This is a genomic window from Methylobacterium sp. J-043 (genome assembly GCF_022829505.1).
GTDB lineage: Bacteria > Pseudomonadota > Alphaproteobacteria > Rhizobiales > Beijerinckiaceae > Methylobacterium > Methylobacterium extorquens_A.
The window spans coordinates 269,045-278,930 of sequence record NZ_JAKSYB010000026.1 but is presented as its reverse complement, the minus strand read 5'-3'; the positions used below and the strand labels follow the sequence as shown (position 1 = coordinate 278,930).

Annotated in this window: 5 protein-coding genes and 1 tRNA gene; all 6 read right to left on the bottom strand. The window is 69.2% G+C overall.

Going from position 1 to position 9,886, the window contains the following annotated elements; translation table 11 throughout:
* Nucleotides 1–332: 332 nt before the first annotated feature.
* The 6 genes from MKK50_RS03745 to MKK50_RS03720 all read right to left on the bottom strand — a co-directional run bounded on the left by MKK50_RS03745 (nt 333) and on the right by MKK50_RS03720 (nt 9,793).
* A complete protein-coding gene (locus MKK50_RS03745; RefSeq protein WP_499020463.1) occupies nt 333–2,477 on the bottom strand; it encodes a helicase-related protein in 2,145 nt (714 codons plus the stop codon).
* 1,166 nt (nt 2,478–3,643) lie between these two features.
* Entirely contained in the window at nt 3,644–4,294 is a 651-nt protein-coding gene (locus MKK50_RS03740; RefSeq protein WP_499020461.1) for a hypothetical protein, read from the bottom strand.
* Nucleotides 4,295–4,757: 463 nt separating this feature from the next.
* Nucleotides 4,758–4,847: transfer RNA gene (locus MKK50_RS03735), tRNA-Ser, on the bottom strand.
* 158 nt (nt 4,848–5,005) lie between these two features.
* A complete protein-coding gene (locus MKK50_RS03730) occupies nt 5,006–6,541 on the bottom strand; it encodes a heme biosynthesis protein HemY (RefSeq protein WP_499020459.1) in 1,536 nt (511 codons plus the stop codon).
* 117 nt (nt 6,542–6,658) lie between these two features.
* On the bottom strand, nt 6,659–8,926 hold the full coding sequence (locus MKK50_RS03725; protein WP_499020457.1) for a COG4223 family protein: 2,268 nt from the start codon (nt 8,924–8,926) through the stop codon (nt 6,659–6,661).
* A 153-nt stretch (nt 8,927–9,079) separates the two neighbouring features.
* Nucleotides 9,080–9,793 (bottom strand): uroporphyrinogen-III synthase, encoded by a 714-nt coding sequence (locus tag MKK50_RS03720; RefSeq protein WP_499020455.1) that lies wholly within the window; start codon nt 9,791–9,793, stop codon nt 9,080–9,082.
* Nucleotides 9,794–9,886 lie beyond the last annotated feature (93 nt).

Here is a 9,886-nt window from a genome sequence, read left to right as displayed (position 1 = left end):
GTAGCTCGTCAGGCTCATAACCTGAAGGTCGCTGGTTCAAATCCAGCCCCCGCAACCAATACACACACGCATACACCAGACGAACACACCGACATTCCCGCACACGATCCCAAGCCCGCAGACCCCAGCCGGTCGCGGGCTGTTTTCCGTTCAGGCCAACCGACAGGGCAATCGGCGTACCGACATACCGACACGCCAGGGTGATCGTCCCCGCCGAATGCCAACCGAAGGGGAGGGGGCTTCGCGTGCTTTCGAAACTTGGCGCGGACAAATCGGCTGAGCGGCGGGGTCACCTGCTCATCCGAGCTGAGTCCGATCCCGCCAAAAAGAGGTCACTGCGTTCCCCCGGCCCGCCGTCCCCGACGCTCCGCCTTGCGCGTCGCCGTCTGCCGCAAGTGATGCTCGATCGCATCGTTGGCGTAACGACGCATATGCTGGGTCGCCTCGATGTCGTCGAAGGTTTCGGGAAAACGCCGCGCCAGCCATAGATAGGCGCTGGCGAGTTTCACCGTCCGCTCCTGATAATCGAGTTCGCCGGTGACGCTCGCTCGCAGGGCGGGGACGGTTGTCCCGGCCGCGCGAACCTGGCTCCAGCGCTCCAGCATGCCCATCGCGATCTCGTCCCGCCGATTGATCGGACAGACGGAGAAGATGAACTTTTCCTCGATCGGCAGCCGCGCGCGATCGATGGCCCGTGCGATCTCGAGAACCTCTTCCAGAGCCGACGGCTGGAATGGCGAGCCGGCGTAGAAAGTGGCGCGCGCGAAATGCGTCATCACTTCATAGAGGCTCGGCGTCCGCATCTCCTCGGCCACGGAGCGGATGGCAGTCAGGTCGGGGCGTACGTAGAAGCGCGTGTCGGCTGCCGGTGCCGTCGGTGCGCCGGCCAGAGCTGTTCGGATCGGCTCGACGGCGGTCGGTTCGGTCGCCGCCACATAGCCGACGTCCTGATGCCCGTAGCGCCCGGCCCGGCCGGCAATCTGCCGGATCTCGGAATTGGTGAGCACGCGCTCCTGGACGCCGTCCCACTTGCGCACGGTCGAGAAGACGATCCGCTTCAAGGGCCCGAGATTGAGGCCCATGCCGATCGCATCCGTCGTCACCAGAACGTTGGCCTCGCCGGACCGGAACCGTGCGGCCTCGGCGCGGCGGACCTCCGGCGACAGGGCGCCGTAGATCGTTGCCACCCGATGGCCGCGAGCGACCAGGATTTCACGATTCTCGTGTACGGCCCGGCGGGAGAAGGCCACCACGGCATCACCCGGCTCGACCTTCTCCAGGGGGACGGGTTCGTCGAGAAGCACGAGCGGCGATTTGCGCTCGAAGTTGATGACTTCGAGCGACTCGTTGGCAGCCTCGGCGGCGCGGCGGACGTAGGAGAGCGCATCGTCCGATCCGCAGACGATGACGGTCTTGGCAGGAACACCGAACAGGGCGTTCGTCCAGGCCCAGCCGCGGTCCGGATCCGAGAGCATCTGGATTTCGTCGATGACCGCGACGTCGATCGGACGGGTGAGGTCGGCCGTTTCGATCGTTCGGGCCGTGTGGGTCGGTTCGAGCTCGCCCAGCACTTCCTCGCCGGTGACCATGCCGGCCCGAAGGCCGCGCTCGCGCAGCGCCTCGTAGTTTTCCAACGCCAGAAGACGCAGCGGTGCCAGGTAGGCGCCGGTCGTGGCCGCGCTCAGCGCCTTTAGAGCTGCATAGGTCTTTCCCGAATTCGTCGGGCCCATGTGGAAGAGGATGCGCCGGTTCAGCCGGCGGGCTACGGCGAATTTCTCGATATAGGCACCGAAACCGACTTGATCCCGAAGGCGTCGCAGGCGTGAGCCCTCGCGCGCCACGGCTTTTGCACGTTGGCGGACCGGCGCCAGAGCATCCGCCAGGGAACGGGCCAGCCTCGGACCGAAGTTGAACGGGCGGGAGCGCAACGAGCGATCCATATGCTCAAGATAGGCCGCCGCATCGGCACCCACCTCGCGAAGATCGACGAGGATCTGAGATCTGAGCCGATCGGTCGGCTTGCGCAGGTCGCGCGTGGTCTGGACCGCCGTTTCCGCCACGGCGGCGCGCAGTTCTTCAAGCCGACGCGTCGGATCGTTCCGCGCCGCCATGCTTTGGAGGATTTCGGCTGTGATCGGGTCCGGCCCCGCATCGATACGCAAGTCCATGCGGCCCGCATCGAGCAGCGGGATGCCGACCCGGACGCTCCACCGGATGCTCCGGTCCTTGGCCACCACCGCCCTGAGGGCGGGGACCGCTCGCTTGAGGGCCGGAATGCCGGTCTCGACGAAGGCACGCGCTGTCTTCATCTCCCGCAGAGCGTGCGCCACACGCTCGTCCTCGACTGCAGCCCCGAATTCCGGAAGTTCGAGGTGGACGCGCAGCGCCTCGAGATCGATCTCTGCCGGGGACAGGCCGAGACGGCCGGCGGCCTCGATCAGGCTCTCGGTCGTGGGGCGGAGACGCTTGCGGGCCATGCACTCACTTTCGACGACGTCTGCCTCGAGGCCGGATCTCCCAGTCTCATCTTGCCTCCGTTCATAACCGGTTTCTGGCGGGGTGTTCTCCGCAGCGGCAGCTACCAGGGCGCCGCGGGTAACCCATGCCTCGAAAGAGTAATTCTCGGAAAGGTCAGGTGTGCTGCCGGAGCCGTATTCGTAAGCTGCCGCCCATCCGCGGAACCACTGCCTGGAACACACGTCGGATCGGTCGGACCAAGGGGGTATCGATGACGAAACTTGTCCTCTCGCAGAATGCCGATGGTCTCTGGACGGTTTCGACGGAAGGGCTTGTCGTCACGGGCTTGCAACGACACGAGGCGGATGCATTCATCGCGTCTTACGAACGCTGTTCGGCCGCCGTGAGCTGCTGACATCATTGCGATGCTGGTGCGAAGAACTCTGCCTGATCGCTCGATCCCAACCTGCGCGTTCGTGCCATTTTGGTAACAGTGGGGTTAACCTTTTTCCCCTAAAAGGCCTGTTCAAACCAATGGACAGGCCTTCATGACGAGAACCGCTACGAAGCCGGTCGCCCGCAAGCCCGATGCTGCAAAGTCTGCGTCTTGGAGCGACTACGATCCGTATTTCTCGCCCCGGAAGGCACCGGGCGGCTCACAAGGGAGACCGACCGCTCCCGCTCTGAACCGCAGCAATAGCCCGTATTTCCCGAGATTATCGGGCGTGTCGCAGGGCTGATCGGGAGGCTCAAGGCGGCGGGCTGCGCTGAGAGCTGACGCCGTGGTGACGGCGACGCTGATGCCCATGAGTGTATCACGTTCACATCGCCTTGCGTCGTGAGGCCCTGCCGCCAGATACGAGCGGGTAGTATCCAAGCGCCCATGAGCATCCGTTCCTCCGTCCGCGTGGTGTAGCGCAGGATGCGCTCAAGTGCGCTCGCGGGAGGGACGGTGATGGAGAGGCGGCAACCGAAGCAACCATCTCGGCGAGATGATGCATTCCGGCTTCGGCTCATGATCGGCGGCTTGCTCATCGGCATACTGGTCTATGGCTGCTGGCAGGCTGTCGCTTGGTTCGCGGCCTCGTTCCCGAAGGATTTCCGGTAGAAGCCTTACCTGCCGTATCGAGCGTTCACGGTCGAGCCGGTCGATCAACGCTTGCTGTGAAACGGTTCGCGGCACCCCCTACCGGAGCGCCCGCCCCGGCAGAACGTCAGCCTCAGGAGCGGCTTCGTCCCATTCGCGGTCTTGCTCCCGTAGCTGCTCGGCGCGCTCGCGCGCGCACCTTGCTTCTCGTGCCGCTTCGACCTCAGGCGCAGCCGCAACGGACGGCACAAGCGGCTGTTGCGGCACGAGCGCTAAGATGAGAGCTGCGGCGATCCGGTCGAGGTGAGCCGCTGGGATATCGAGTTCTGCCCTGATATCGGCACAGGGCTTCAAGGCCAGATCGGCGCAGGTTTCGCCCGCGCCGTCGAACCGTCCGCCCGGCATGGTGCGCAGCCGCTCCAGGCGCCGCCGGTCGGTCGCCTTTCTGCCGTGGTCGGCTCTCGTGCCCGGAACCAGCCGCGCCAGTTCATCGAGCAGATGGGCCCGGATGGCGCTGACCCGCACCGGGCCGATCTTACGCACGGCCATAAGGTCAACCGGCGACGCGAGCGCCAGCGCGGCCATGTCGGCGAATCCGGCGTTGCGCAGCCGGGCCCGGAGCGACGCCGTCAGCAGTCCGCGCCCGTAGCCGCTGGCAGCGAGGCGTTCGATGGCGCCCTCTGGCAAGCCGTCAAAGAGCGGCAGATGCGCGGAGACCTCCTCGAAGAGCGTGAGCTGGAGCTTTCTCATGCCTCGGCCGAATCGTTTCACCAGCTCCTACAGCGACCGCTCGTCGATGTCTGTGGCGTTGCAGCCTGCCAGAGGCTGATGCTGGTCGCCGTCAGCGATGAGCATGATGTCGCCGGCCGGGCAGGGCTGGTGTTTTTCCCCATCGTTCGGTGACCGTTCCGTTGCCGTGAGGCCCGCCGTTCAGGCAGGCCGCCAACCAGCTAAGTAAGTCTGCGCGCCGATCCACTTCCGCAGCCGTGAGAGCGCGATCCAAAGGCGCTCACCAGTTCTACAGCTTTACTCGTAGTGTCGAGGATTCTGACATGGTGCTGACCGATTGTGGCGAGTGCCTGAGCTGAAACCCGCAGGTACTCGGCGCGGCGCACCCTTGGCTTCGCTCCCGAAAGCCACGGTGACACAGTGTCAACGCGTGGGCTGGGATCGAAAGCAGAAAACCGTCTGCTTGCAGTGGTTTATAGGTATCTGGCGGAGGGAGCGGGATTCGAACCCGCGATACGGTTTCCCGTATACACACTTTCCAGGCGTGCGCCTTCAACCACTCGGCCACCCCTCCGGATCCGGCCGGGGACCGTCGCGGGCGCTGGGCGCGGGCGGTGGTCTCTTGCGGCAGGTGCGGGTCTGTAGCCGGGGCGTGGGCGTCTGGCAAGGCGAAGAATGCCACAGACGCACGCGTTGTGCGCCGCCCGGCTCCGGTCCGGGCGGCGTGCCGCTTCAGGCGATGCGGCGCGGGCGGTCCGCCGTGGCGGCTTGCGGAGCGGGTGACGGGCCGGTGGGGCTATTGACCGGAGCTGGTGTCGGCAGGACCGAGGGGGTGCCTGCACCGGTCTGGAGGAAGCCGGGCGTGGACGGGGCAGGGCTGTCCGTGGTGACCGGAGCCGGCCCGGGCGCGGCCGGGATCGCGACCGGGGCGGCAGGCTCGGCGTCAGCCGGAGCAGGGGCGTCGTCGTCCTCGGGGCCGACCAGGATTTCGGGCGGCGTCTTCCATACGAAGGCGTCAAGGCGGCCGGAGACCGGCGAGACCGGCGCCCAGCGCTCGGAGATGATGCCGTCGGCGACCCAGGCCGGGTCACGCGGGGCGCGGGCGGCACGGGCAAGCCACTCGCGCGAACGTCCGCTCTCGGCACCGTGCTCGGCGGCCTCGATCCGCGCCATCATCCGGCAGACGCGCGCCGTCGGCCGATCGTCGGCCAGGGGCGCCAGCGCCTCACGGGCGCGACCGAAATCCTTGGCCTCGGTCGCCGCCTGGGCGATGACCAGACGCGATTCCGGCTCCCAGGACGAGAGCTTGGCCAGGTTCTCAGCGCGGGCCAGCCGGTCGCGGGCGGAGTCGCCCGTGCGCAGGTTGAGGTAGACCTTGGCGAGTTCCGGATGCGGGGTCGCCTTCCAGGCAGCCTCCACGATCTTGGCGGCCTTGCGCAGATCGTTGCGCCGGGCGAGCAGCCGGCCGGCGATGACGGCCGCGGGCACGAGGTCGGGGGCGAGCTTGACGGCTCTGAGCGCCTGCTCGGCGGCGGTGTCGGGCTCGCCCGCCTCGTGGCGCTGGGCGGCTGCGGTGAGCAGCACCGCGCGCTGGCGGCGGGCGGCGTGCTTGTCCATCAGCCCCAGCGCCGCGCGGCGCTCCACGGTCTCGGTCGCCGCGGACCACTCGCCGTCGGCGCATTGCGCCTCCAGCACGGCCTCGTTCGCCCAGGTGACGCTCGGCGCGAGACGGGCGGCCTCGGTGGCGTAGGCGCGGGCGGCACCGTCGTCCTCACGGCGGCGGGCCTCGACGAACAGGCCGCGCAGACCCAGCACGCGGGTCTCGGGATCGTCCGCCATGCGCTGGAAGGCGCGCTCGGCTGCGTCCCGGTCTCCGGAAATCTGGGCCGCCTGGGCCTTGAGGAGGAGCGTCAGCGGCTGGCTGCCGAGCAGGCGCTCGGCGTCGCCCGCGTGGCGGCGGGCGGCCAGTGGGTCACCGGAGCCGACGGCGATCATGCCGCGCGAGAGCGAGGCGAGACCTTTGTTGCGGCGGCGCTCGCGAGTCGAGCGGCTGATGCTGGCGGGCAGGCCGATCACACCGGTCACGACCGCCCAGATCAGGCCGAGGACGATCGCGGCCACCAGTACGCCGGTGAGGCCAATGGCGAGGCTCATCCCGATCTCGTAGCCGTTCCAGACGACGGTCACGGTGCCCGGATGGTCGGCGATCCACACTGCGCCGTAGGCGGCGACGGCCAGGAGGGCCAGGAAGACGAGGGCGCGCCACATGGGTCAGGGCCTCCTTGAAAGCACGGGGAGCGGGCGCACGCGGCCCGGGCAAAATGGAAGGGTGGAACGCCGCGCGGGGCGCGGCAGGTTCGTCGTCATTGAGGCCGGTCCTGGCCGTCAGCGTGCCGGCGGCAGGCCGGTGAAGGCATCGGCCAGCAGCGTCTGTGCCGCGCGGCCCGCCTCGGTGCGCGCCGCGAGCCGCGTTCCGAAATCGCCACCCTGCGCCCGCGCCTCCTCGGGCAGGGCGGCGTAGGCCTTGGCCGCCTCGGCGAGGTCGCCACGGTCGAGCGCCGCCTGAACCTGCGCGGTCGACGCCGTGCCGCCGGTCGCGGCCTGGGGGCCGCCCGCGGCGGGTTCGTCGGCGCGCTTCACCTGCACCAGGGAACTCGCCATGTTCATCAGACGATCGCCCACGCTGCCGGTCTCGGCGACGGACTTGGCCTGGGCCGCGCGCTTGGCCTCGGCGATCTTCTCGGAGATCCGGCGGAACTCGGCCGCAAGACTTGCCGCGGTCGGCGCGCCCTTGTCGGCGAAGGGGCCGAGCGCGTCGAGGCGCTTGGAATCCGCCGGTTCGAGGTTGCGTAGGCTGGCGAGCGCATCCGGGTAGGGTTGGCCCGCCTCAAGTGCCGAGGTGATCCGGTCGGCCGCGACGATGCGAAGGGCCGACTGCACCGTGGATTGCTTAGCGCTCTGATCGACCGCCTTGTCGAGGCCCGCGATCCGGTCCGACTGTTCCTGAAGCTTGCGCTCCAGGCCCTTCACGGCTTCGTCGGCGCGGCTCTGCGCGGCGTCGGCGGCCTGCTTGCTCGCCTGCGTCGCCTCCTGCACGGTCTGGGTCGCGGCGGCGATGCGACCGTCCAGCGCCTTCTGCACCTCGTCCACGCGCTTGCCGAGGGCGGCCTCGGCCGCTTCGTCCGCCTTGGCACGGGACGCGAGGTCCGCCTGCAGCGCCGTGATCTTGTCCGAGAGATCGGAAGAGGCGCTCTTGGTGCCGTTCGCTTCGAGTGCCTTGAGCCGATCGTCGAGAGCGGCGAGGGCGGCCGGATCCACCGTCTGCGCGGTCTTCACCTCGGCCGTGCCGTCGCGGCCGGGCTCTTCCTGCAGCGCCGAGACGCGCTGGTCGAGGGCATCGAGACGGGCCGTAATGTCGGCGGGGATGGCCGGCGCCGGGGCCGAACCGTCGGCCGAAGGCGCATTGGCAGGGACGGTGCCCGCCTTCTGCACCGCTTCGTTGGCGCGGTCGGCGGCGGTCTTGGCCGCAGTTTCCGCCCGGGCGACCGCGTCGGGCAGGGGCTTGAGCGCTTGCTCGTTGGCAGCGAGGCGCTTGTCGAGACCCGCCACGGCATCCTTCGTGGCCAGGCCCGCCAGGGATTTGTCGAGGGTCGCGAGGCGCGGATCGGCGCCCCGCTGATAGGTGGTGACGCCGTAGAGAAGGCCGGCACCAATCAGGCCGCCCAGCAAGCCCGAGGCGGCCATGGAGCCGAAGCCCGCGCCACCGCGGGCCGGTGCGGCCTTCGCGGTTTCCTTCGACGGTTCCTTGGCTGCATCCTTGGCTGCATCCTTGGCTGAAGCGGATGTGCCCACGCTCTCCTTGCCGGGCTCGGGCTTCGCGCCCGGCTTGGTGGCGTCCGCCGCGTCGGAGAGGCGCTTGGCCTTGAGGTCGAGGATCGGGCCATCGGTCAGCGAGGCCGTCTCCGTCACCCGCGTGGCACCCGGCGCTGCTCCCGGCTTGGCTCCGGAGGCCGCATCCGGCTTGGCGCTGCCGGCGGTGGCATTTCCGGAGGTCGGAGCCTCCGGCTTGACCGCGCTGCTGCCGGTGGTGCCGGCCTTGGCGGGCACGTCCGGCTTGGCATCGGCGGTCTTGGCCTCGGCCGGATTCGGCGGAATCGCGCTGCTGCCGGTGGCCCCCGGCTTCAACGGTGCAGCACCTGCCGGTGTGCCGGAGGCAACGGCAGCAGCGCCGGACGGCTTTCCGGGCTCCGTGGGCTTGTTGAACATCGTTCCTGCGCTGATCGAGGCGGCGGTCGAGGGAGGGACCGCGCTGCTGCCGGTGGCACCCGGCTTCGACGGCGCATCTGCGCGAACGTCTTGTAGGCGCGCGGACGAGCCGGTCGCATTGCCACCGGGCAGGGCGCTGCTGCCGGTCGGCCCCGGCTTTGCGGGCTCGGACTTGACCGGCTCCGACGCGGCCAGACCCGACTTGGCCGGCTCGACCTTCGTGGTGGAGACCGCTGCGGACGGCTCGGCCGGCTTGCCCATCGCCTTGTCGGCGGGCCGGGACGAATCCTTCGTCACGTCCTTGGCCGCTTCCCTGGCCTGCTCCGGCGACTTGCCTGGCTCCGGCGACTTGGCACCATCCCTGGCGCCGTCCTTGGGTGAAGTCACGGGCGTTCGCTCCATTCAGCCGCCGCACCGGCGCAGTGTGCCCCCATAGAAGAGCGAACCGGCGCCGTCATCCATCGGAACCGCTTCCCGGGTTCCATCTCCGACGCTCCGACACGCTCTCGCGTCCCCATCACGCAGGCGCGACGAGGCCGTTCAGTCCGAAGCCGCGAGACCGGCAAGGAGAGCCTCCTCGCTCGGGCGCGCCGCTACAAAATGGGCCGCGACGCCGAGCTCGACCAGTCCCAAGGCCACATCGGGGGACAGGCAGTAATGCGCCAGCGCCCGAAACGCTCCGCTCAGACCGGCTTTGCCGGACAAATGCACCGCGATTTCGGCGCTCCGTCGCGAAAAATGCAGCGCCGCGACGAGGGGCGGCGCGCCGTCCCGTCCCATCAGTGCCCGTGCCGCCGGTTCCGGCAGAGTCGCCTCGGCCACAGCTGCGTAGGCCGTCCAGGTCGTGACGCGGTAGCCCGCGGCCGTGAGGCTCGCGGCGGGCTCGGCCTTGCGGTCCTCGCCGGCCGCGTGGAGGAGGGTGCCGCCCGGCCTCACCTGGGCTGCGACGAGCCGAGCCAGGCTGACGGCGTCCCCGTCGGCACAGTGCACGGAGCGCAGGCCCGCCCGTGCCGCCCGCTCGGCGGTGCGGGTCCCGACGGCGAAGACCGGTGCCTCGGGAAGACCGGCTGCGGCGAGCGGCGCGGCGGCATTGGCGCTCGTCAGGATCAACCCGTCGAACCGACCGGTGGGTAGCGGCCCGTCGCTCGGGGCGATCCGCAGCACGGGCGCCACCAGCGCCGCATGGCCGAGTTCGGCCAGCCGCCGTGCCGTGCGGCTTGCGCCCGGCTCAGGCCGCGACACCCAGATCCGCATGCGCCCTTCTCCCTCACGCCATCCACAGCATCCGTCGGCGTTGAGCTTCACCTGTATCCGTCGGCGGTTTCGTCGTAGACGTGTTGCCGCGAC

What these genes read in the sequence shown, in the direction of transcription:
- MKK50_RS03730 (WP_499020459.1), bottom strand. Translation starts at nt 6,541, where the DNA reads ATGTGGCGCGCCCTCGTCTTCCTGGCCCTCCTGGCCGTCGCCGCCTAC.
- MKK50_RS03720 (WP_499020455.1), bottom strand. Translation starts at nt 9,793, where the DNA reads ATGCGGATCTGGGTGTCGCGGCCTGAGCCGGGCGCAAGCCGCACGGCA.
- MKK50_RS03745 (WP_499020463.1), bottom strand. Translation starts at nt 2,477, where the DNA reads ATGGCCCGCAAGCGTCTCCGCCCCACGACCGAGAGCCTGATCGAGGCC.
- MKK50_RS03740 (WP_499020461.1), bottom strand. Translation starts at nt 4,294, where the DNA reads ATGAGAAAGCTCCAGCTCACGCTCTTCGAGGAGGTCTCCGCGCATCTG.